This is a genomic window from Streptosporangium sp. NPDC049644 (assembly GCF_040675205.1).
Lineage (GTDB): Bacteria > Actinomycetota > Actinomycetes > Streptosporangiales > Streptosporangiaceae > Streptosporangium > Streptosporangium fukuiense.
Window position 1 is genome coordinate 55,224 of record NZ_JBFAOJ010000021.1, and the last position, 23,182, is coordinate 78,405.

20 protein-coding genes are annotated in these 23,182 nt (G+C 72.8%); 13 read left to right on the top strand and 7 right to left on the bottom strand.

The window, feature by feature from the left end; translation table 11 throughout:
• The 7 genes from AB0J58_RS14975 (at position 1) to AB0J58_RS15005 (ending at position 5,242) form a co-directional block, all read left to right on the top strand.
• Complete coding sequence (locus AB0J58_RS14975) at positions 1–126, top strand: ALQxL family class IV lanthipeptide (RefSeq protein ID WP_364215241.1); 126 nt, start codon at positions 1–3, stop codon at positions 124–126.
• Positions 127–430: 304 nt separating this feature from the next.
• On the top strand, positions 431–1,519 hold the full coding sequence (gene lxmK / locus AB0J58_RS14980) for a class V lanthionine synthetase subunit LxmK (RefSeq protein ID WP_364215244.1): 1,089 nt from the start codon (positions 431–433) through the stop codon (positions 1,517–1,519).
• Positions 1,516–2,487 carry a T3SS effector HopA1 family protein gene (locus AB0J58_RS14985; RefSeq protein WP_364215247.1) on the top strand — a complete coding sequence of 324 codons (972 nt, stop codon included), beginning with the start codon at positions 1,516–1,518 and terminating at the stop codon, positions 2,485–2,487. The genes lxmK and AB0J58_RS14985 overlap by 4 nt, the downstream gene beginning before the upstream one ends.
• Before the next feature lie 5 nt (positions 2,488–2,492).
• Positions 2,493–2,651 carry a hypothetical protein gene (locus AB0J58_RS14990; RefSeq protein WP_364215250.1) on the top strand — a complete coding sequence of 53 codons (159 nt, stop codon included), beginning with the start codon at positions 2,493–2,495 and terminating at the stop codon, positions 2,649–2,651.
• An 83-nt stretch (positions 2,652–2,734) separates the two neighbouring features.
• On the top strand, positions 2,735–3,700 hold the full coding sequence (locus AB0J58_RS14995; protein WP_364215253.1) for an LLM class flavin-dependent oxidoreductase: 966 nt from the start codon (positions 2,735–2,737) through the stop codon (positions 3,698–3,700).
• The gene (locus tag AB0J58_RS15000; RefSeq protein WP_364215256.1) at positions 3,693–4,301 is read left to right on the top strand and encodes a flavoprotein; all 609 of its coding nucleotides are present in this window, start codon (positions 3,693–3,695) and stop codon (positions 4,299–4,301) included. The genes AB0J58_RS14995 and AB0J58_RS15000 overlap by 8 nt, the downstream gene beginning before the upstream one ends.
• Complete coding sequence (locus tag AB0J58_RS15005; protein WP_364215259.1) at positions 4,298–5,242, top strand: hypothetical protein; 945 nt, start codon at positions 4,298–4,300, stop codon at positions 5,240–5,242. Before AB0J58_RS15000 ends, AB0J58_RS15005 begins: the two co-directional genes overlap by 4 nt.
• Before the next feature lie 178 nt (positions 5,243–5,420).
• On the opposite strand, the gene AB0J58_RS15010 is transcribed toward AB0J58_RS15005, so the two are convergent.
• The 5 genes from AB0J58_RS15010 to AB0J58_RS15030 form a co-directional block, all read right to left on the bottom strand.
• A complete protein-coding gene (locus tag AB0J58_RS15010) occupies positions 5,421–5,549 on the bottom strand; it encodes an ALQxL family class IV lanthipeptide (protein ID WP_364215261.1) in 129 nt (42 codons plus the stop codon).
• A 61-nt stretch (positions 5,550–5,610) separates the two neighbouring features.
• A complete protein-coding gene (locus AB0J58_RS15015) occupies positions 5,611–5,742 on the bottom strand; it encodes an ALQxL family class IV lanthipeptide (protein WP_364215264.1) in 132 nt (43 codons plus the stop codon).
• 90 nt (positions 5,743–5,832) lie between these two features.
• Complete coding sequence (locus AB0J58_RS15020) at positions 5,833–6,780, bottom strand: cytochrome P450 (protein ID WP_364215267.1); 948 nt, start codon at positions 6,778–6,780, stop codon at positions 5,833–5,835.
• 326 nt (positions 6,781–7,106) lie between these two features.
• Positions 7,107–7,787 (bottom strand): GNAT family N-acetyltransferase, encoded by a 681-nt coding sequence (locus tag AB0J58_RS15025; protein WP_364215270.1) that lies wholly within the window; start codon positions 7,785–7,787, stop codon positions 7,107–7,109.
• A gap of 53 nt (positions 7,788–7,840) precedes the next feature.
• The gene (locus tag AB0J58_RS15030) at positions 7,841–8,569 is read right to left on the bottom strand and encodes an iron-containing redox enzyme family protein (protein WP_364215273.1); all 729 of its coding nucleotides are present in this window, start codon (positions 8,567–8,569) and stop codon (positions 7,841–7,843) included.
• Between the two features lie 258 nt (positions 8,570–8,827).
• On the opposite strand from AB0J58_RS15030, the gene lanL reads away from it, so the two are divergent.
• The 6 genes from lanL (at position 8,828) to AB0J58_RS15060 (ending at position 18,361) form a co-directional block, all read left to right on the top strand.
• The gene (lanL, locus tag AB0J58_RS15035) at positions 8,828–11,611 is read left to right on the top strand and encodes a class IV lanthionine synthetase LanL (protein WP_364215276.1); all 2,784 of its coding nucleotides are present in this window, start codon (positions 8,828–8,830) and stop codon (positions 11,609–11,611) included.
• Entirely contained in the window at positions 11,611–13,428 is a 1,818-nt protein-coding gene (locus tag AB0J58_RS15040; protein WP_364215278.1) for a prolyl oligopeptidase family serine peptidase, read from the top strand. The genes lanL and AB0J58_RS15040 overlap by 1 nt, the downstream gene beginning before the upstream one ends.
• Positions 13,429–13,543: 115 nt before the next feature.
• Positions 13,544–13,660 carry an ALQxL family class IV lanthipeptide gene (locus tag AB0J58_RS15045; protein ID WP_343967042.1) on the top strand — a complete coding sequence of 39 codons (117 nt, stop codon included), beginning with the start codon at positions 13,544–13,546 and terminating at the stop codon, positions 13,658–13,660.
• Between the two features lie 35 nt (positions 13,661–13,695).
• On the top strand, positions 13,696–15,432 hold the full coding sequence (locus AB0J58_RS15050) for an ABC transporter ATP-binding protein (RefSeq protein ID WP_364215281.1): 1,737 nt from the start codon (positions 13,696–13,698) through the stop codon (positions 15,430–15,432).
• Positions 15,414–17,318: an ABC transporter ATP-binding protein gene (locus AB0J58_RS15055; protein WP_364215284.1), complete on the top strand. Its 1,905-nt coding sequence runs from the start codon at positions 15,414–15,416 to the stop codon at positions 17,316–17,318. Before AB0J58_RS15050 ends, AB0J58_RS15055 begins: the two co-directional genes overlap by 19 nt.
• On the top strand, positions 17,315–18,361 hold the full coding sequence (locus tag AB0J58_RS15060) for a radical SAM protein (protein WP_364215287.1): 1,047 nt from the start codon (positions 17,315–17,317) through the stop codon (positions 18,359–18,361). Before AB0J58_RS15055 ends, AB0J58_RS15060 begins: the two co-directional genes overlap by 4 nt.
• Positions 18,362–18,424: 63 nt before the next feature.
• Here AB0J58_RS15060 and AB0J58_RS15065 read toward each other — a convergent pair whose 3' ends face one another.
• Positions 18,425–21,784, bottom strand: a complete 3,360-nt coding sequence (locus AB0J58_RS15065) for a BTAD domain-containing putative transcriptional regulator (protein WP_364215290.1) — start codon at positions 21,782–21,784, stop codon at positions 18,425–18,427.
• 406 nt (positions 21,785–22,190) lie between these two features.
• On the bottom strand, positions 22,191–23,084 hold the full coding sequence (locus AB0J58_RS15070; RefSeq protein WP_343982790.1) for a sugar kinase: 894 nt from the start codon (positions 23,082–23,084) through the stop codon (positions 22,191–22,193).
• Positions 23,085–23,182 lie beyond the last annotated feature (98 nt).

The following is a 23,182-nucleotide window of genomic DNA, read 5'->3' on the forward strand; positions in this document are numbered from 1 at the left end:
ATGGAACTCGACATCAACGCTCTTGACCTGCTCCCCGCCCAGGCGGAGAGCTCCCTGGCCGGTTGCGAGGTCACCTGCGGCCACACCTGCAGGACGAACAACACCTGCGCCGAAACCGTCCGCTGACGAACGCCGAACGGCAGGGGAGGACGTTCATGACGGCGGTCCGCCGCCCGTGTTCCCCCGGCCGCGTAGGCGAGGTCACCACGGCGTCGGCCGCGGACCCCGCGGTGCGTGCGACGACGAGTCCGCGGCGAGGCCGCAGGTCCCACCTCGGGCTCGTCCCCGTCATTCCCGCGCGGCGCTGCCGTCGATCGTCATTCATCGGGCTTCGAAAGAGACACAGTCATGCTTACGGAATGCCGGTGCTCGCGCACCGGCGAGGCCACCGGCGTCCGGTCGTGCCGCGTTTCCCGCCCAGGGGCCGGTGATGGCCGTGGGTGAGGGGCCGAAGCCGATCCCGGTGCCGCTCGACCAGGTCCCGGAGGTCGCGGAGTTCCTCACGGCGCTCCGGCTTGGAGTTCTGCGCGAGGACATGGTCACCGCGTTCTTCGGCCGCAACGACTCCTGGGCGGGCGTGACCGACGCCGGCGTCCCCGTCTTCGTCAAGCGGACCATCGGGGAGGCGGAGCAGGTCCGCCGGAGGGTGGACCGCACGAGGGCGATGGGCATGGCGCTCGACGCGCACCCGGTGATCAACGCGCCCCGTTTCCTGGGCGGCGACGACGCCTCCGGACTGCTGGCCTTCACGCTGCTGCAAGACGCGGACAGCGGAGCCGACCTCGCCGGGGAGGACGCTTTCACCTGGGACCTCGCCCACGCCGCGGGGATCCAGATCGGAACGCTCCACACCCTCCGCGCGCCGCGGCCCATCGAGGCGGACACCTCCGAGCCGCCGCTGCCGCCGCGCGACCGCCTGGTGGCCCTGCCGCTTGAGGTCTATACCGCCGCCAGTGGCGCGGAACTGGAGGCGTGGGCGATCCTGCACGGCGATCCTGTGATCACCAAGGCGATCGGCGACCTGTGCGACCGGGAAAGCCGTGGCCCGCACGTCCTGGTCCACGGCGACCTGCGGCTCGACCAGTTCCTCCACCACGACGGCACGCTGTACCTGACCGACTGGGAAGAGGCCCGGCTCGCCGATGCCGCACGGGACGTGGGCGCCTTCGCCGGCGAATGGCTCTACCGCGGCGTGCTCGGCATGGCCGGCCCGGAGGACGGCATGAGCGAACGCGAGGTCATCGCCAACGGCGCCCGCCGCTTCGAGGCCCTGCGCCCCTACGTCGAGGCGTTCTGGACCGGCTACCTCGAGGCCAGGCCCGCGGCCCGCGACGACCACGAGCTGGCGGCTCGGGCGGCGGCCTTCGCCGGATGGCACCTGATCGACCGGATCGTCGTCGCGGCCCACCAGCGCGGCCGGCTGAGCGCCCTGGAACGCGCGGTGGCCGGCGTCGGCCGCACCGCCCTGCTCCGACCCGCCGAGCTCACCACCACGCTGGGGCTGGGAGAGGAACGATGAAGCGATCGCTGGACCGGGTACGCGTCGACGCGGATCTCACCTCGGCCACCGTCGACGGCCGCGAGATCACCGCCGAGGGCCCCAAGGCGCTGCGCAGCGCGCTGGCCGACGCGCTGTACGACGCCTTCCACACCGGCCGCGAGCCCACGGAAGGAGCGCAGCACAAGTCGCTGCGCGACCCGGACTTCGAGCACCGGCTGCGGGCCGTGGTCCCGCACCACGACTCCCCGGCCCTGGCCATGGTGGAGCCCGGAGCGCCCGGCGTGGTCCGGCTGAACGGGGTGCGCGTGCGAATCCCCGAGTCCCGGCTCGGCGACGAGGTCGCCACCCCCGCGGGGCCGGCTCGCCGGGTCGGCCTGCCGGCCGTACAGCCGATGGTCTCGCCCGGGTTCCTGCTGGTGAACGGCTCGGCGGGGCACGGCCTGGAGGAGGGCGCGTGTCTGCGGCTGTACCTGGGCGCCGAGACGGCCGACGCCGCCCCCGCCCTGTGGGGCGCGGTGCTCGAACGGCTGGAGAAGCTGCGACTCCCCTACCGGGCCAAGGTGCTCTCCGCCCGCGATCTGTATCCGCGCCGCGACAGCATCGTGGTCTACCTGGGACGCCGTGCCTGGCACGCGGTGCCGGAGATCGGCGCGGCGGCCACCGCGACCGGCGGGCTGCGCCAGGATCTGTCCGCCTATGTCGCCGCGCTCGGCGGCGGCGTCGGCTGGGCGTGGGAGCCGCAGGATCCGCGGCCCGGGACACACAGGCTCAGCTTCGGCGAGCACCGCTCGCACGCCATCGCGGCCGGGCTGCTGGCCCACGCCGAGCTCGGCGGCGACCGGGACGACGCGCTGCGCGAGGCGCTGCGGGCCGCCGGGGTCGAACCCGGCGCGGTGTACCGCAACCTCGGCTCGCCGACGCTGCCCTTCGAGACCTCCGGGCCCGAACCCGGGTCCGGACCCTACGAGGACCAGGAAAGGAGGTGACACACATGTCCACTGAGCTGCTGATGGAGGGGGCCGAGGCGTACACCTCGCTCGCCGAGGTCGCCGCGGTCCCCGGTAGCGACGCTCCCGGCGCCTGGCCGCGGACGAGCTACCTCACCGCGCACATCTGCCTCATTGCGTACACCATCGAGTCCGGCTGCTGACGGATTCGGGTGACGGTGTCGGTGTCGCGGGCACCCGACGGTGACCCGCGGCACCGCCAAGGCTTCAGGAAACGAGGGGGGCCATGGCGCCCGGGCTGCTGTTCCCGCTCCAGCACACGCGCCCCGACACGGTCGTGCCGTTCGGAGAGCTGGTGATGAGCGGGCTGGCCGGCCGACTCTGGCTGGGACAATCCGTGCTGACCGAGACGCATCAGACGATCGCCTACCTGGCGGGCCGGGGGATCAGGGTGCCGTGCGGGCTGAGCGTGACGCTGATGCCGCTGCGACACCCGATGGAGGCGGCGGTGCAGGCGCGTAGCCTGGCGGTGCTGACCGGCCGGCCGGTGGTCGCCGGATACGGCGCCGCGACCCCGGACCTGGTCCGGGCGCTGCGCGGCGCGCCCTACCACAGGCCGGCCGCGGCCGCGGCCGGGTACGCCCGAGCGGTGCGCGCCTTCCTCGACGGCGGCACCGTCGAGCACGCCTGCGAGGCCTGCGTCGCCGCCACCGGACTGCCCCCGATGCACCACCCGCCCGTCGAGGTGGGTCTGGGCGTCATTCGGCCGGGTATGGCGCGGGCGGCGGGCGCCGTCGCCGACGTGGCCATCACCTGGATGACGCCGCCCCACTACGTCCGGGACACGCTGCTTCCCGCCCTGGTCGCCGGAGCCGCGGGCCGCGGCACACCGCCCCGCGTCGCGACCGTCGTGCATGTGGCGCTGGCCGGCCCCGGCCGCGATCCCCGCAGACTCGCGCACAGCGCGGCCGCGGACCATCTGCGGGCCCCGCACTACACCGACATGCTCCGCCGGGCCGGGGTGCCCGCCGACCCGGCCGACCCGCGCGCCGGCGCCGCGGCCCTGGTCGAGGCGGGTGTCTACGTGTACGGCACGCCGGAGGAGGTCGTCGAACGGCTGCGCGACTACCGCGAGGCGGGCGTCGACGAGATCATCCTCAATCTCGCCGGCGTCGCGGGGACCGAGGGGTTCCGGGCGGCGCTCGCGGACGCCGAGTGCCTGCTCCACGCCATGGCGGACGCCGATGAGTGAGTCCGGGCGGCCCCAGGGCCCGCCGCCGTTCCACGCCGAGCGCCTGCTTATCCTCGCCACCGGCTCGCTCGGCGCCGCCTTCCTGCCGTACTGGCTCAACTGGCTGCGGCACTCCTACCGAAGCCTGGACGTCCGGGTGGTGGTCACCAGAAGCGCGGAGCGGTTCGTCAGCAGGCAGGCGATCGCATCCCTCGTCGGCAAGGACGTTCCCGTCGACGCCTGGCCGGACGCTCCGCAGCCGGAATCACCGCACGTGGACTACGCCGGCTGGCCCGACACCGTGATGGTCTACCCGGCGACCTATCACTTCCTGGGCCGGTTCGCCAACGGTCTGGCCGACACTCCCATGCTGCTGGCGCTCCAGTGCACCTCCGCGCTGATCGGGATCGCGCCGGCCCCGCCACCGGGAGCCGCCCGCTCGTACGCCTACCGGCAGCACCGTACGGCGATCGAGGACCGGCCCAACGTCGTGGTCGCCGACCCTGTGCCGGTCCTGAGCACCCACACCCGAGGACGGGACGCTCTGGGGGCCGCCCCGCTTCCCACCCTGATCGAACGACTGACGGAGCTGCGCGTCACGCGCGGGAAGGAGGACCAGTGAGCCGAGCCACCGACTCCTACGGCACGGGCTACGTGCTGACCGCGATCGCCCGGTCGGCCGAGGGGGACTACCGGTGGACCCGGCGTCCCGGGCCGCACAGGGGCGGCGCGCTGCGCACACCGGATCCCGCCGTCCTGGACGCCGTCCGGATCGCGGCCCGCGGGCGGGTCGGGTTCACGCTTCCGGAGCGGGCGGACGCCACCGGCGTGACGTACCGGACCGGCCAGGCTCGATCGCTCGCGGCCATGATCCTCGGTCCGAGGTCGGGCGGGAGCGACACCGACATCGCGCGGATCGCGGCGGACACCTTCGCGGAGACCGGCGCGGCCCTGGCCCGGTTGCACGCCGTCCCCCTGCCGCAGGCCGACCTACCGCTCCCCGACGGCCTGCTGCGGCTGCTCTCCTGGCTGCGGGGCGGGCTGGGGCCCGGCGCCGCAGCCGATCTGCACCGCCGCGCGACCGAGATGCTGGGCCGGGACCGGATGGCCACGGTGGCGGCGTGGTGCGTCCCGGCGGCGGAGGCACCGCACGCCCTGCTGCACGGCGGTCCCGGCCTGGGCATTCTCCTGCCCCTGACCTCCGACATGGACGGCGGCCTGCTGACCGGTGAGAACCTGGCCGCCGGTCCGCCGGAGTCCGACGTGGGGTGGATCATCGGCGAGCTGGTGGAGCTTCGCGCGTCGATCCGCCGATTCGGCGGGCGCCGGGACTTCGACTTCGACATGTTCATCGGCCGCGTCCTGGAGGGCTACACCGCCGCCCTGGACCTCGCCGCCGTGGGCAGGATGGCCGCGCTGCGTTTCCTGACCCACCTGCACGACTTCGCCGCCTACATGAAATGGCACGACGTCCTCGTCGAGTACCTCAAGCTCGTCGCCGACGTGATCGACGCGGCCGACGCCGGGCAGTTGCTCTCCCACGGTGAGGTGGTCCGTTCGTGAACACCGCCGAGAGCGCGCGTGTGACGCCGCGCAACGGGCTGCGCATCGTCTGAAGAGGGCTCTCCGCCTGGGCGGGGAGCATGTCCAGAGCCTGGACATGCTCCCCGCGATCCTCTTTCTCAGCCGACGCTCCTACCGGGGAGACCCGCCTCGATACATGTGCGCGGATCGCCGCATACTAAAAGCGACTGGTGTACGTGATGATGTCGATGACCAGGCTCCACGGGGAGCAGGTGCTGGCACACGGCAAAAGGGGGCTCTCCGCCTGGGCGGGGAGCATGTCCAGAGCCTGGATGTCCAGTTCCATCGTTCTCCTTCGGGAAACGGTTCGCGGGAATCCGTGCTGATCCGCCGCGGATCGTCGTGGACTAGAGGCCGGTCGTGATGGTGGTGATGTCGGTGAGGCAGCTCCACCTGATGCAGGTGACGCCGAGGCACGGCATAAGGGAGCTCTCCGCCTGGGCGGGGAGCATGTCCAGAGCCTGGATGTCGAGTTCCATCGTGATCTTCCTTCCGTTGGGGAAAGACCTCCGCCGGTGATGCGGGGTCTCGATGTCCGCCGGTGAGGCCGGCGGAGTCCGTGAGCGCGGTCAGTGATCAAGAATCAGAGGCAGGAAGGCGGGCCCGCGCACGATCAGGTTCGGCTTGTACTCGATGTCGGCGCGGTCGACGGCCAGCGACATCGCCGGAAACCGTTCCAGCGTCCTGGTGAGGAGCGTCCTGGTGTTCCGGCGGGCCAGTTGCGCGCCGAGGCAGCGGTGAATGCCATGCCCGAACGCCAGATGGCGCTTGTCCTCCCGGAGGATGTCGAATCTATCGGGATCCGGATAGCGGGCGGGGTCGCGGTGCGCGGATCCGACGAGAAGCAGGACCGTCTCCTGTGCCGCCACCGGCACTCCGCCGATCTTCACGTCCTCGGTGGGGAAGCGCCAGAAGGACGACGCCTGGGGGCCGTCGTATCTGAGCACCTCCTCGATCGCGGCATCGGCGAGCCCGAGGTCCCGGCGGAGCAGCGCGAGCTGGTCCGGGTGATCCAGCAAGGCCAGGAAGATGTCACCGACCATGGCGATGGTCGACTCGTACCCCGCCACGACGAGCCCGAGCACTGTGGCGAGCAGTTCGTCTTCGCCGAGCAGGCCAGGCCCGCGGCTCGCCTCGATCAACTCCGACAGCAGGTCGGAGCCCGGATCCTTCTTCTTGTGGGCGATGAGGTCGCCCGAGTACGCGATCAGTGATTCCATGGCCTCGACCGCCAGATGGCGATGGGCCGGGTCGGCGGTGAATATCAGGTCTCCCCACTCGCGGAGCGAGACGCTGTCACCGGGGGGAGCCCCCAGCACGGCGCAGATCACCTGCACCGCGAGCGGGGCGGCGATCGCGTCCAGCAGGTCCACCGGCTCCTTCGCCGGTACGGCGTCGAGGAGGGAATCCGTTATCGACCGCATGGCCGTCTGCCACTGCGCGATGCGCCGTTCGGTGAAGGTCGCGGCCGCCAGTTTCCGAATCCGGGTGTGGTCCGGGGGATCCAGATTCAGCATGGTGCGCGACCCGACCGTGTCGCCGCCGAACGCCAGTCCGGCCCTGTGGAAATTGACTGGCGCCTTCGCGTAGTCGCTGCTGAGGCGGGGGTCGGCGAAGCATTCCTGGACGTCCTCGTACCGGCTGACCAGCCAGACGTCGACATCGGTGAACGGGATGGTCGTGCGGCAGACGGGATGTTTTTCGCGCAGCAGTTTGTAGGTGGGATACGGATTCCGAAAGAATTCCGGACTGAAAACGGGGAGCGTGCTCAGCTTCCCAGCCCTTTCTCAGGTTACGGCAGGTGCCGGGCCGCGCAGTGCGGCCCGGCACGGCGTCGGATACGTCACAGCGGGACGCGAGTGGCTTCGGCGCGTGGCAGGTCGACGAAGTGGCGCCGCAGTCGCGCCGCGACGGTCTCGAACTCGTGGGCCCCTTCGGACACCCGATGCGCGAGCACGCGCACGGTGTCCCGGTAGTGCGCGGAGTACCGCTCTCCACCGGGGCAGGGGCGCCAGCCGAGGCGGCCGAACAGCATGTCCTGCCCGTCGTCGGTACCGGAGGTGCAGACCATGATCGAGGCGCCGAGGGCCTGGCCGGCCGCCATCACCGCGGCCACCATCCGCGCTCCCAGTCCCCGGCCCCGCGTCCACGGTGCGACGACGAGCCGCCCGGCCTCGAAGAGCGACGCGGGGTCGGCACCGATCTCGGCGAGCAGCCGGATGTACGCCTGCTCGCCGAGATGCTCCCGGACCTGGAACCGGGCGGCTGCGCCGGGGGGCGCCAGGCGGACGCAGGCGGCGAGTTCCTCCCGGTCCGGCACGTACGCGGTCAGGTGGAACGCGTCGAGATCGAGATCCTGCGGGTCGTCGAACTCCGCGTCTCCGACCTGGAAGCCGGGCCTGCGGCCCCGGTCGTAGAAGACCTCGGCGCGGAAGCGGCGGATCTCCGCGAGCCAGTCAGCGGCCGGCTCGCCGGCGGACTGCCTGCGAACCCGTAGCTCAGCGGTGTGAGCACGCGTGCTCACACCGCTGCGTTCACCGGCGGCACGGCGCGGCGAGGCGCCGGTGAACGCGAGGTTCACGCGCCGACCCGTTCGGCTTCCAGGTCGCCCTGCGCCAGCCCCATGCATTCCGCCATGAAGGCGGCGTAGGACGCCAGCGCGGCCCTGCCGGTCTCCACCATCGTGCCCAGATGCTCGGGGGATTCCGTCAGGATGCCGTCGAGCTGGCGTTGGTTGAAGGCGGTGTGACCGGCGTCAAGTTCCACGTGCTCCGCCAGGAAGCTGTAGCAGGAGGTGTCGGGGCCGAAGATCCGCCGGCAGTTGGCCTGCAGGATGGGTCCGATGGTGATCGAGAGCCGTTCGATCTCGTATTCGATGGCGAGCTGGGCGAACGGCACGGGACCGGCGATGACCTGATCGTGAAGCTTGCCGTAGAAGCCGGCGCTGGCCAGCGGAGGCTGGGCGAGGAGCGCGTCGGCGTCGACAGGGCCGCCAAAGCGCTCCTCCCACCAGTTCGCGATGGCCTTCGTGTCGTCGACCATCATCCGGTCGTGGCCGGCCTCCGCGCGGGAATGCGCCTTGAGTGCCTTTCCGAGCCGGTCCATGCCCAGCTCGGCGCACCGTTCGCCCGCACCGGCGATCCAGCGCTCGACGTCATGCGTCATGTGAACGCCGTGTGCGTTGTACCGCAGCATCCACCGTGCGAAAAGCCGGTCCTCGCAGCCGACGGAGAACAGCGGGGCTATGGCCGGATCGACCGTGAGCCCCTGACGGCTTTCCTCGAGCGCTGCCTCGTACTCGTCCAACTTGGTGCTCAACGAGCTCTCCTCTGGGGGGGTCGGGGAGTTGCTGGTGTGTGTTCCTGACGATGCCGAAGACAATCGAGAGGTTCTTACCGGCCGCTTAGCCGCTCTTAACGCGCACCCCGGCACGGGCCGGCCCACGGGCGTGAAGACCTTAAGACCACCATTAGGCGCCGCTGACAGGCTGGTCCGCGTCCGGGGGATCACACCAATGGCTCGGCACCGGCCCATGCCGGAGAACACGAATGGAGATTCGGCGTCGTGAGTGAACGTGGCTCGGCGGGGGACGGCGTCTCCGGCGCAGACCGTTACGTCCTGGAGGACATCGCCCGTGCGACATTGCGCCGCGTAGCGGGTGACAAGGACTCGATGCCCGGGATCGACGGCGTCCCGGATTGGGATTTCCACGTTGATTCGCCCTGGACGTACGTGACTCCGGCCGACGCGACCACACGGGCGCAGGGTTGGAAGCTGCATGTGGCGGCGACGCCGTTGTCGGCTTCGGTGGTGCTGGCGCGGGCGGTGCGGGTGCTGGGGCGCCGCCGTTGCCCCTTCAAGTACGCCACCGACCTCGACGAACTGGGCCGGCTCGTGGCGCGCAACCAGGACCGTGGATCGGTGGGCAAGTTCATCACGGTCTACCCGCCCGACGACGCGAGCGCGGTGGAGATCGCGGAGGAACTGCACGAGGCCACCTACGGCCTGCCGGGCGCGCCGATCCTCTCCGACCGGATCTACCGGCCGGGCAGCCTGGTGTACTACCGCCTGGGGGTGTTCTCGGCGCCCAGCGTGCTCGACAACGACGGCTCCTACGCCTCCCGGCTGACCGCGCCCGACGGTACCCAGGCGCTCGATGAGCGCAACGCGTGGTACTCCCCGCCGGCCTGGGCGGAGTGTCCCTTCGAGTCGGGCCAGGCTCCGGTGCGGACCACGGCACCGCAGGCGGTGCTGCTGGCCGATCGGTTCGTGGTGCGCGAGGCCATCCGGCACGGCGCCAAGGGCGGGGTGTTCCTGGCGGAGGACCGCGCGGACGACGGCCAGGTGGTGATCAAGCAGGCGCGTCCCCACCTGGGCGCCGGGCTCGACGGCACCGACGAGCGGGACCGGATGCGCCACGAGGCGCGCATGCTGGAGATCTTCGGACCGCTGGGCGTCACGGCGCGCAAGGTGCTCCTCTTCGAACAGAACGACAACCTGTTCCTGGCGCAGGAACACATCGCGGGCACCCCGCTGAACGGCTGGGAGGCCTCCAAGGACGACCGGCCCGGCGCCGTGCTGGGCGTCCTGCGCCGGATGGCCGCGCTGGTCGCCGTCGTGCACGAACAGGGCCATGTGCTGCGTGACCTGACGCCCAACAACATCATGGTGACGGAGGACGGCGACTGCCGCCTGATCGACCTGGAGATGGCCGCCGTGCCCGGCACGCCGGCCGGGCGCGCGTTCACCCCCGGTTACGCGCCGCCCGAGCAGGTGAACTCCGCCCTGTACGCTCCCGCGCTCGGCGTGGAGGCCGACCTGTACGCGCTCGGGGCGACGACGTTGTTCACGGCCACCTCCTGCCAGCCGCCCCACCTGCGGGACCGGCCCGCCGACGCGCGGTCCTGGGACGAGCGGGTGGAGACGGTGGTGCGGGTGGCGGCCGCGGGTGACCCGCTGGCCACCGCGCTGTCCCCGCTGATCCTGGGCCTGATGCGCGAGGATCCCGCGCAGCGCTGGGACCTGCCGCGGGTGCGGGAGTTCCTGGAGAACGTGGACGTCGCCGCCCTGGGGCCGGCCACCCGGACCGCCGGCTTCCGCCTGGGCACGGCCGAGCAGGACCGTCTGCTCCACGACGGGCTCACCTACACGTTACGCACCATGTCACCCGGTAGCGGCGGGCAGCCGGTCGCCCGCCTGTGGCCCAACTGGGGCTTCGGCCTGACCTCCGACCCGTGCGCCGTCCAGTACGGCTCCGCCGGGGTGATGGCGCTGTGGGCCGCCGTGCTGGACCCCGCCCGGGCGGACGACGCGCTGCCGCCGGACACCCGGGCCAGCCTGACCGCCGCCCTGCGGGACGCGGCGGACTGGACGGTGCGGCGGCTGGCGCGCGAACAGCGCCCCTCCCCGGGGCTGTACTTCGGCCGGGCGGGCATCGCCGTGGCCCTGCACGACGCCGGCCGCGCACTCGACAAGGAGAGCCTGCGCACCGCCGGTGTGGAGCTGGGGCTGGACCTGCCGGTCACCTGGCCCAACCCGGACATCTGCCATGGCGCGGCCGGGACGGGGACGGCCCTGCTGCACCTGTGGCGCGCCACCGGCGACACGCGCTTCCGGGACCAGGCGGACGCTTGCGCCGATGGCCTGCTCAAGGCGGCGCGGCGGACCCCGGACGGTGTGCTGTGGCCCATCCCCGCGGACTTCGCCTCCGTGCTGGCGGGTGCGGAGCACTACGGCTTCGCGCACGGCGTCGCCGGGGTCGGCGCGTACCTGCTGGCCGCCGGGGTCGCGCTCGACCGGGACGACTGCCTGGAGACCGCCCTGCTCGCCGGGGAGACCCTGCTCGGCGTGGCCGACTACCACGGGGAGAGCGCCTGGTGGGCCGAGGGCCCGGGCGGCGGGGCGAAGCTGCCGCACTGGTGCAACGGCTCCTCCGGCGTCGGTACCTACCTGGTGCGCCTGTACGCGGCGACCGGGGACCAGCGCTTCCGGGACGCCGCCCACGCGGCCACGCTGGCCGTCCACGGCAGCCGGCTGGCCTCGGGGACGGCCGCGTGTCACGGGATCGCCGGCGACGGACAGTTCCTGCTGGACATGGCCGACCTGCTCGGCGAGCGCGCCTACCACGACCAGGCGGAGGAACTGGCGGCGTCCCTGTGGGCACGCGCCGTCCTGCGCGACGGGCTCATGGTGGTGCCCGACGAGCTCTCCGGCGAGGACGTCTCCGTCGCCTGGAACACCGGGCTGGCCGGGATACTGGACTTCCTGTACCGGCTGCGGCACGGCGGTCCGCGCCGGTGGATGGCCGAGACGGGCGCCGAGGTGTGGACGCGCGGCGGCGAGGCGTGATGACCTCCGAGACGGTGAGCCCGGTCGCCGCGGCCGGCGGGCGGCAGCGGTCGTTCGTTCACCGGCTGAACTTCCGCTTCTCCCCCGGAGGGAGGTATGCCGCCTGCCTGGCCGCCGACGACCGCGACCCCGCGATGTATCCGGAGCTGTGGGATCTCACCGGTCCCGAGCCCCGGCCTCGGGCGGTGCGCACCCGGGACGGCGAGACCGCGGCGAGCGTGCCGCTGCCCACGGACGACGGCGGCCTGCTGCTGTGCCGGTCCGGCGCCTACGGCTCGCGGCTCACCTTCGCCGGGTCCTGTGCGGAGGGCGGGCGGCCGGTCGAGGAGACCGAGCTGATCGCCGTCCGAAGAGGCGGTCTGCGGCTCCTCCCCGGCACGGCGCGGACTCCCGCCCTGGTGCTGGAGATGGACGGGGAGGGGGGCACCGCGGTGTGGCGCCTGCCCGGCGGGGTCGTGCCGCCGGAACAGATCACCCGGGTGCCGCACCCGATCGGCGGAGCGGCCTGGCTCGACGAGCGCGGGCACACCCTGGCGCTGGCCGCCGCCGATCCGGGGGCGGGCACCGTGGTCCTGGATCTGACGCGCGGCACCATCACGTCCCTCGGCCTGCCCGACGGCGAGCACCTGCTGCTGGCCGCGCCCCGCGGCGGGGTGCTGCTGACCGCCGCGCCGAGTGGCGGCGGCTACCGGCTCGGCGTGCGCCGCCTCGACGACCCGGCGCCGACGGCCTTCCCGGATCGGCTGAACGCCGTCGAGGGCAGCGTGGCCCCGCTGGCGCTGGACCCCACCGGGCGGCTCCTGGCCCTGTCGGTCACCCGCCGTGTCCGCTCCCACCTGCTGGTCCATGATCTGACGGCGGACGCCCCCGGCGAGATCGAGCTGCCGCCCGGCGCCCTGCATCCGATGGCCCACTGGTCCGACGCCGGCCTGCATCTGGTGCACAGCGCCGCCGACCGCCCGACGGGCGTCATCACGATCCCGGACCCGTCCCGGCCGCGCGTCCTCGCCGCGACCGGCGAGCACTGGTCCGGGTGGGCCTCGCCGCGGGCGAGGGAGTATCCGGCACCGGCGGGCAGCACGGAGGCCGTCGTGTACGGTGATCCGGCCGACGACCCGCGCCTGGTGGTGGCGCTGCACGGCGGCCCCGAGGCCGCGTGGCAGCTCAGTTTCGACCCGCTGTTCCAGCGCCTGGCCGCCGAGGAGATCGCGGTGGTGGCGCCCAACCAGCGGGGCAGCACCGGCTACGGCGCGGCACACCGCGAGGGCATCCAGGGTGTCTGGGGCGGTCCCGACCTCGCCGACATCCTGCGGCTGGGCCGCCACCTGGCGGCCGGGCGCGGCCCGGGCCGGCCGCGGCCCATGCTCTACGGCGCGAGCTACGGCGGGTACCTGGCGCTGCTGGCCGCGGCGGCGGAGCCGGACCTGTGGGAGCGGGCCGTGGCCGTCGCGCCGTTCCTGTCCGGCCGGCTGCTCTACGAGGACGGGCCGGCCTCGGTCCGCAACCTGATCGACCGGCTGGGCGGGTGCGAGGAGATCCACGATGACGACCTCGGGCCGCGCGACCTGCTCCGGCTGGCCGACCGCATCCGGCTGCCGCTGCTCATCGTGCACGGCGAGCATGACCCGATCATCCCGGTCGGCCACTCCCGCCGCCTGCACGAGCGGTTGCGGCGAACCCACCGGGCCGACGCCGAGCCGGTGACCTACCTGGAGATTCCCGGCGCGGGCCACGACCCGCTGTCCGACATCGGCGGGCATGCCGTCAGGGAGCGCGTGCTCGGCTTCCTGCGCGGCGGGCAGGACCGCGCCGACTGAGGCGCGAGCCGCCGAACCGGTTCCCCGGGACGTGCGTTCCGGCTGTGCCCTTCCGCCGGCCGGACGGTACCCAAGCCGCCTCGACCCGGTGGCGTGAGAGAAGAAAGGAAAACCGATGGAACTCGACATCACCGCTCTTGACCTGCTCCCGGCCGCCCAGGAGACCAGGCTGTATCCCTGCGGGTGCACCTGCACGTTGCCGAGCTTCATAACCGGTATCGCGGCCCTCTAATGCCGGACCAAGCCTCGGATTCCCACGCCGGGCAGGTGACACGGCGGGACGGTGATCGCCTCCTCGCCGCCACCGCGCGCGGCCTCTGGGCGCCCCTGGCGGTGACCGCGACGGCCGTCGCCCTGTCGACGGCCGCCGCCCTGGCCCTGCCGGCCGCGCTGGCCACCGCCGTGGACGGCGTGGTGTCCGGCGAGGGCGCGCGAGCCGCCGGTTTCCTCGCGCTCGTCTTGGCCGTTGCCACCTGCGCCGATCTCATCGGCGCCATCGCCGGCGCGGCGACCACCGCGTCCGCGACGGCGTCCCTGCGCCTGCGCTTCACCTCCCACCTTCTCCGGCTCGACGCCGCCGGCGCCCGCCGTTTCCCGGCCGGGGAACTGGCCAACCGGCTGGTGAGCAACACGGCGAGCGCCGGGCGCGTACCGCTCACCCTGCTGTACACGGTCGCCGAGATCATCAGCACGAGCGGCGGCATCGTCATGCTGCTGGTGACCGACTGGCGCTCGGGCGTCGCCTTCCTGATCGGGGTACCCGTCGCGCTGGTGATCGTGCGGCTCTTCGTCAACCGGCTGTCCGGGGTGTACGAGCGGTATCAGAGCGCGCACGGGCGTCTGGCCGCACGCCTGACCGACACCCTGGCCGGCATTCGCACGGTGCGGGCGTCCGGCACCGCCGATCGCGAGATCACCCGGGTGCTGAGCCCGCTGACCGACCTGTCGGACGCCGGTCACGCCATGTGGCGGGCCCAGGCGCGGGGCGTCTGGCAGATCACCCTGCTGCTGCCCGTCATCGAGGTGCTCGTGCTCACTGTGGCCGGGCTCGGCGTCACCGACGGCCGGTTGCAGCCGGGGCAGTTGCTCGCCGTGGCCGGCTACGCGGCGATGGGCGTGGGCTTCATCGAACAGGTCGACGCGCTCCTGGGGGTCGCCGAGGCCCGCGCCGCGGCCCGCCGCATCCAGGAGGTCCTCGTGCTGCCGCCCCTCGTGCCCGGCACCCGCCCGCTGCCGGACGGCCCCGGCGCGTTGTCGTTCCGCGGCGTCACCGTGACCCGCGAGGGCTCCCACCTTCTCGACGCCATCGATCTGGACGTCACCCCGGGAGCGCTGACCGCCCTGGTCGGGCCGTCCGGGGCGGGCAAGAGCACCCTGGCCATGCTGGCCGGGCGGCTGCTGGACCCCGAGCGCGGGCAGGTGCTGCTGGACGGCTGCGACCTGGCAGATGTGGCTCCGGAGGCGTTGAGCGGCGCGGTCGCCTACGCCTTCGAACGCCCCGTCCTGCTGGGCGGCGACCTCGCCTCGGCCATCGCCTACGGCCGGCCCGCGCTCGGCCGCGACAGCGTCCGCGAGGCCGCGCGGGCCGCACATGTCGACGATGTCATCCGCCGCCTGCCCGAGGGCTACGACACCCCCGCCGCCACCGCCCCGCTGTCCGGCGGGGAGTTCCAGCGGCTGGGCCTGGCCCGCGCCATGGTGCGGCGGGCCCGCCTGACCGTGCTGGACGACGCCACGTCCAGCCTGGACACCGCGACCGAGGCCCAGGTGACCCGCACGCTGGTCGAGGGCATGCGCGGGACCACCCGCCTGGTCATCGCCCACCGCGCGGCCACCGCCGCCCGCGCCGACCACGTGGTGTGGCTGGACGGCGGCCGGATCCGGGGTCGGGGCACGCACCGGGCGCTGTGGCAGGACCCGGCGTACCGCGCCCTGTTCGCCGTCGGCCCAGACCCCCGCGACGACAGCTCATGGAGTGAGGAATCGTGCCCGGCTCGGCTGTGACCCCCGCATCCGCCCCGCTCACGGCGGCGCTCGTCCTCCGTCTGGGAGAGGACGGGCATCCCCCCGGCGGGTTCCGGCTGCTGCTCGCGTTGCTGCGCCCCCGCAGGCGGCCCCTGGCCTTCGCCCTGGCCTGGGCCCTGGTGGAGGCCGTCCCGGGACTGCTGTCCGGGCTGCTCATCGCCGGCGCCATCGACGACGGCTTCCTCGCCGGACGCCCGGGTACCGGCCTGGCCTGGCTCGGCCTGCTCGCGATCGCGATGCTGCTCAAGACAGCGGCCACGCGACTGATGTTCCCCCACCTGGCCGCGGTGGTGGAGCCGCTGCGCGACGACCTCGTGCGCGCCGTCGTCACGGCCACGGTGACCCGCGCCGCCCGTGGGGACAGGCCGGACACCGCCGCCGTCAGCCGTCTCACCGGGCAGGTGGAGACGCTGCGGAACCTGGTGTCCGCACTGCTGCGCACCACGCACGGGCTGGGCATCTCGCTGATCGCCGCGCTGGCCGGGCTGCTGGTGCTCTCGCCCCTGGCCGCGGCCATCGTCGCCGGGCCCGTTCTGGTGGCGGTGGCGGTGTGCGTCTGGCTGCTGCGGGTGCTGCTGGTCCGGCAGCGACGGCTGATCCTCGCCGACGAGACGCTCACCGCCGAGGCGACCCCGATCCTGGAGGGCACGCGTGACATCGCCGCCTGCGGGGCGCGCGAGCAGGCGTACGCCACCGTGCGGGCCGCGGTGGACGCCCATGCCGCGGCCACGCACGCCCTGGCCCGGGCCGGCGTGTTCCGGCGGCTGATCGTCGCCATCGGCGCCCACCTGCCGCTGCTCGGCCTGGTCATCGCCGCTGAGCCGCTGACGCGGCAGGGGCATCTGAGCGTGGGCGAGGTCGTCGGCGCGGTGACCTACCTGGTGACCGGCCTGCAGCCCGCCCTGCAGTCGCTGACCGGCATCCTCTCGAGCTGGGGTGTGGCCCTCGCCGTCACCCTGCGCCGCATCGCCGAGACCATCGCGATGCCCGCCGACGACACGCCCTCCGCCGCCGCACCGTTCGGCGTCGCACCGTTCGGCACCGCCCACCCAGCCGACGTGCCCGCTCCGCCGTTCGGCACCGGCTCGCCCGCCGGTTGCGAACTGCGGGCCAAAGGGCTGGGCTTCGCCTACGCCCCCCAGGCCACGCCCGTGGTGCACGACCTCGACCTGGTGGTACCAGAGGGGGACCACCTGACCGTGGTCGGCCCCAGCGGCATCGGCAAGTCCACCCTGTCCCTGCTGCTCACCGGGCTGCGGCGGCCGACCCGCGGGGAGATCCTGCTCGGCGGGCTCCCGCTGGAGGCGATAGCGGAACGCGGCCTGCGCTCCATGATGGCGCTCGTGCCCCAGGAGGCGTACGTCTTCGCCGGCACGGTCCGGGAGAACCTCGGTTACCTGTGCCCGGCCGGCACCGTGGACGCCTGGCTGCGCGAAGCCGCGGACCGGGTGGGCGCGTGGGCGCTCGTCGAACGGCTCGGCGGCCTCAACGCCGAGATCGACGAACCCGGCGCGCTGTCGGCCGGAGAGCGGCAACTGATCGCCCTGGCACGGACCTACGCCTCCCCGGCCCGCCTGGTCGTTCTGGACGAGGCGACCTGTCATCTCGATCCCGCCGCCGAGGCGAAGGCCGAGAACGCGTTCGCCGCCCGGCCCGGCACCCTCATCGTCATCGCGCACCGCATCAGCTCCGCGATCCGAGCCCGGCGCATCCTGCTGATGGACGGCACCGCCGCCCACACCGGGACCCACGCGGACCTGCTGACCCGCTCCCCCCTGTACGCCGACCTGGTCGGGCACTGGACGAACGACCAAGCGCCCGGCGCCCGTCCCGGGCATCCGCTCTCGACGAGGAGGTTCTCATGAGCGCCCCTGTGAACAAGCCCACCGACATCATCTGGGACGTCACCTACGCCTGCCCCCTGCGCTGCGTCCACTGCTACTCCGAGTCGGGCAGGCGCCCGGCCCGGCAGCTGAGCCACGGCGACATGCTGCGGCTCGCCGACGCGATCATCGCCATGCGCCCGGACTCGGTGGAGTTCGCGGGCGGCGAACCCCTGGTGGTCAAGGGGATCCACGAGGTCGCCGGACACATCGGCCGGGCGGGGATCGCCGTCAACCTCTACACCGGCGGATGGACACTCACCCCCGAGGCCGCCGAGGAGGCGGCCCAGGTGTTCCAGCGGATCACCGTCAGCATCGACGGGGCCGACGCGGAGGTGCACGACCGGGTACGGGGCAGGGCCGGCTCCTTCGATCGCACGATGAACGCCCTGGCCCTGCTGGACGCCATCGCCGCCCGGCGCGCGGCAGAGGGCGGCACTCCACTGATCTTCGGAATCGACTGCTCGGTGTTGCGGAGCAATTTCCACCAGCTGGCGGAGTTCTGCACCGACATCGCCCCCCGGTTCCCGCGAATGCGCTTCCTCAACCTGGCCGCCGCGGTGCCGGCCGGACTGGCCGGCCGGCCCGGCTTCGCCGAGACCGAACTGCTCGACAACAAGGAGCTCGGCACCCTGACCGGCAAGGAGTACACCGAGCGGCTGCGGTCACTGGCGCCGGCGTCGCTGGCGGTGACCACCTCCGACAACTTCATCCTGATGATGCACCCCGGCTTCGTCGCGAGCCATGGTTTCCCGCTGATGCAGATCGAGCCCGACGGCGAGGTGCGCGCCATGCCGATCTACGAGGGGTGCGTGGGAAACCTGCTGACCGAGGCACCGGAGGTGCTCTGGCGGCGTGCCGTCGAGCGATGGAGCGATCCCTTCGTGGTCGAGACGCTGTCCCAGGTGCGCTCCATGACCGACTGGGCCGAGGCGGTCCGGCGTATCGACCGCCGGTTCGGATCCCCGGAGGTGCTCGCGCGCATCGATCGCCGCCCGCTGTGGCCGGCCGCGCAGCCCGTGTGAGCCCGGGGCCCGCACCCGGCCCGCTGTCCGCGGGCGTGGCCCTGACGATGGCCACCGTGGCGGCTACGGCGGCGCCGGGCGTCCGGGGGCCGGGACGGTCTCGCCGAGGGCGGCGGCGAGCAGGCCCAGGAAGTGGTCGACGGGACCGATGCAGGCCACCGCGGATCCGCCCGAGATCCGCCCGGCGTAGGGCAGCAGCCTCCTCCAGGTCACCTGGCATGCCGGCAGGTCGCCGACGGCGGCCTGGGCCGCGCCCTGCAGACAGGTCATGGTCAGCCACGACCAGTCCATCGGCGGGGTCGGCCATCCTTTCCGGGCCAGGGCCCGAGCCTCGTCCAGGCGGCCCTGGGCGCACAGTTCCAGCACCCGGGCGTCGTGGTCCACGCTGGGGTGGATGCCGGCGATCTGGTCGATCAACGGTCCGGCGTCGGCGATGGCTCCGCGCTGGTAGCACAGCATGAGGCGGCCGCTCGCCACGACCGCGCCCGCGTACCACATGCCGAGCCGCTGGGCCTGGTGCTCGGCGTCGTCGTACAGGGTGTCGGCCTCGTCGAACCGGCCGGCCAGGGTGAGCCGGTTGGCCCGCCACATGGTGTGCTGGAACCGCGGCCATGGGAGTTGCAGTTGGTCCAACATGACATCGCAGCGCGCGGCGACTCGGTCCGCCCCCTCCAGGTCGGACATCTCCAGCTTGTAGTGGGTGTCCATCATGTGAGCGAGCAGTTCGAATCCCGGCGCGCCGGTACTCAGCGCGAGCCCGTGCAGCTCGTCGGTGATCTCCATGAGCTCGCCGATGCGGGTCGCCTGCGGCACGGACAGCGCCCGGGCGTTGAGCGCTCGCATGAGCAGGTGCGCGTCACCGATCCGGCGCGCCATCGCGACCGCTTCGGCGGACAGGGAGAGGCAGCGCCGGTTTCCGGCGCCGCCGTCGTACAGTTCCTGGGCCAGGCCGCCCAGCAGCAACGTCCGCTCGGCGCTGTCGGTCTCGGGCAGCCGCCGCAGGGTCTGCTCGAACTGCTCCACCAGCCGCAGTTCCACCGGCTCGTACGGGTTGCGCAGCGTCCAGATGGCCGGGGCGTCCAGCGCGGTGAGGGCGCGGGCGGTCAGCTCGGGGCCCGCTCCGGCGCGGCCGGCGACCCGCAGGGCCTGCGCGCGGACCTGGCGGGCGCCCATCGCGTCTCCCGCCTCCAGCAGGGCGCGCACCTGCTGGAGCAGGAGTTCCACGTGTTCGGCGAGGTCGCCGCCACAGGCGCCGTGCGCGGTGACGGCCCGGCCCCACCAGGCGGCGGCCTCCTCGTACGCCGCGCAGGAACTCGCCTGCCGGGCCATCGCGCGGGCCCAGTGCGCCGTCTCCCGGTACGCCGCCGGGCCCGCCTCCACCGAGTGGTGGGCGATGGTCGTCACGTCGGCGCTCGGCTTGGCCGACAGCGCGGCCATCACCTCCCGGTGGATCATCGCCTTCCGCAGCGGCGGGACGTCGTGGATCAGGGTCTCCCTGACCAGATCATGGACGAATGTCATGCACCCGTCGCCGGTGACGATGAGCCCGGCCTGCGCGGCCCGGTCCAGCAGACCGTAGGTGTGCGTCGCGCCCGGCTCCGATGCCTGGCACACCTCCGCGACCAGGCCAGGATCGAAGCTCCTGCCGATCACCGCGGCGATGCCGAGCACCTCGGTGGTCTGCGGCCCGAGCATGGCCAGCCGTTGCCTGATCAGATCGGCCACCGCGTCCGGCACGATGTCCAGGTCCTGGCCCTGGGCCAGCAGGCGGGCGCTCTCGCAGACGAAGAACGGGTTGCCGCCGGTCCGCTCGGCCAGCCTCTCGGCCGCGGGGCCGTCCACCTTGCCGCCCAGCTCCTCGGCGAGGGTCCGAACCTCGCTGGTGGTCAGGCCGCTCAGCCGGATGCGCACCAGATCGTAACGGGCGAGATGGTAGAGGACCTCGTCCACCGAGAGCTTGAAGGCATCGTTCGGGGAGGCGCCGGGGGGACCCGTCAGGTCGCGGTACGCCGCCTCGCGGAACGCGGTGACCAGGGTCAGCGAGACGTCCCTGGCCTGCGCCCCGGACAGCAGGACGACGTTCCGGAGCAGTTCGAGCGTGGCGGAGTCGGCCCAGTGCAGGTCGTCCAGGATGATCACCAGAGGCCGGAGCCGCGCGGCCTCGATGAGCCACTGCGCGATGAGCTGGTTGCTGTGGCGTGACGCCGTCCCGGGTGCGCCGGTGAGCCGCTCGTCGCTCAGCAGTCCCCCCAGCGCCTGGCGATCCGGGGGCGGGACGGACTCGGCCAGCGCGCGCAGCACCTGCAGCCACGGCCACAGCGGCGGCACCCCCTCGCCCTCGTGGCAGCGCCCCCACAGCACCAGGTAGCCGAGATCGGCGCAGTCGTCGCGGAACGCCTGCAGCAGCCGGGTCTTGCCGATGCCGGGCTCACCGCTGATCGCGGCGGTCACCATGCCGTTCCGGTCCATCCGGATGGGGAGGGTCGTCAATGTGGCGAGCTGCCGATCCCGCCCGATCAGATGCACGTGGGCCGGTCCCGGCGGAGGGACCTCGGCGGACACGGGAGGCCAGGGGGGACGCGGCAGCGAGGCGGGCTCGGGCGGAAAGGTGAGCGACCGCGACTGCTGGAGGATGTCCTTCTCCAGCGCCTGCAGCTCGGGGCCCGGATCGAGGCCGAGTTGTTCGGCGATGACCTTCCGCGCCCGGCGCAGCGTGGCCAGCGCGTCGGCCTGCCGGCCGCTGCGGTAGCGGGCCAGGGCGAGCAACCACCACAGCCGCTCGCGAAGCGGATGTTCCCCGATCTCGGACTCCAGCTCGTGGATCACCGCCTGCGGGCGGCCGAGATCCAGCAACGCCCGGGCCCGGCGCTCGACCGCGGTCAGGCGCAGCTCGTACAGGCGGTTCACCTCGGCGATCGCCCACAGTTCGCCGGCGAACTCGCCGTAGGGCAGGCCGCGCCACAACCGCAGCGCCTCCTCCAGGAGGGTGAGCGACTCCGCGGGCGGGCGCTGTTCCGCGTCGGAGACGAGCCTGCCGAAGCGCAGCGCGTCGATGTTCGCGGTGGCGAGCATGTAGCCGGGCCGCCGGGCGACCAGCAGCCGCGGCGGGGTGCGCGGGGCCCGGGCCGGTTCGATCGCCCGGCGCAGGTTCGACACGTGGACATGGATCGAGGCCAGCGCGTTCACCGGCGGCGCGCCGTGATACAGATCCTCGATCAGGGTGTCCGTGGAGACGACCGTACCCGCCGCGGCCACCAGCCGGGCCAGGACGGCTCGCTGCCGCGGGCCGCCGAGGCTGACGGAGTCCTCGGCGGCATAGACCTCGAAGGGGCCCAGAACCCGGAACTCGACGCTCCGTTCGTCGCCTGGTCGCCCGTACCTCTCGATCCCGCTTTCCGAGTGCTCCGCTTCGCTGCCCCGCACACTGCCTCCTGGCGAAGAGTGGTTCACCACCTTTTCCCATGGTCGCCGTAAACCCGTCTCCGCCTCGTCACTCGTGCGGCGGATTTCGGCTCAGTCGAAAGTGGGACGCTCTCCGTCCCCGTATTGTGTTTCCCCTGCAAGCGGTGCCGGGAAAGAGCTGTCCGGAACCTGCCTGCCGCCGGAGCCGAAACAGGTTGAGGCCGCACCGGGTCGCGCCGGTCTTGTTCGACACCGGCACGCGGTCGTCCTGCGGCGGCGTGCACGCCGCGATCAGCTCTTCCGGTTCCCGCCACCGGCCGGCGTGCCTGACCGGTGACGATCACGAACCGCACGGCCGTGCCCTGTCGCGGGACTGGGGCCAGGTGAGACGACCGCCGAATCGGGCCTGTCGGCCAGGCGGACCCGGTTAGAGGCGGGGGCGGGCGCCCAGGTGCGAGATGGCCCGGGAGGCCAGGTGGCAGCCGGAGGCCAGGGCCTCGGCCGGGGGCTTGCCGCCGAGCCAGGCCGGCAGGAAGCCCGCGGTGAAGGCGTCACCGGCGCCTGTGCCGTCGACCACGCGTTCCACGCTCCCGGCGGGAACCTTGATCGGGTCGGGGCGGTTGTTGCCGTACCAGAGCGCTCCCTCGTCGCGGAGCTTGACGACCACCTGCGGGAACCAGGCGGTGAGGACCTTGGCGGCGGCGGCGGGATCGTCGCGGCCGGTGAGGACCTTCGCCTGGTCGGCGTTGGCGAACAGCAGCTTGGCGCTCTGCGTCCACTCCAGGAAGGGTTCGGCGCCGGTGCGCTCCAGGGGAGCGGAGGAGGAGCAGTCGACCGAGACGGACATCCCGGAGCGGCGAGCCATCTCCAGCGCCGCCATGCCGGCGTCGCGGGAACCCTCGTTGATCAGTGTGTAGCCGGACAGGTGCAGGTGCCCGCCCTGGGAGAACAGGTCGCGGGGCAGATCCTCGGGGGACAGGGCCGCGTTCGCGCCGGGATCGGACAGCATGGTGCGCTCGCCCTTGTGGGTGACGAGCACCACGCAGGTGCCGGTCGGTCGCTCGGGATCCATGACGAGGCGGGCGTCGACGCCGTAGCCCATCAGCTCCATGTCGCGGTTACGACCGGTGATGTCGGCGCCGCGCCGCCCGATGAAGGCGACCTCCGTGCCCTCGACGGCGAGCCAGGAGGCGATGTTGGCCCCTGAACCACCGCCGTGCATGGTGACGACCGCCGGTGTGTCGCTGGCCCTCGCCAACGGGTAGCGAGCTCTCGCGACCGCGTCGGTCATGAGATCGCCCACCACGACCACCCGCGTCATGATGTCACCACCTTGCTGCCTTCGATGCCGACGTGCCTCTAGCCGTACCTCTAGTCGCGAAAAACTTAACAGCTTCCGGCCAGGGTGTGGGGTCTTGA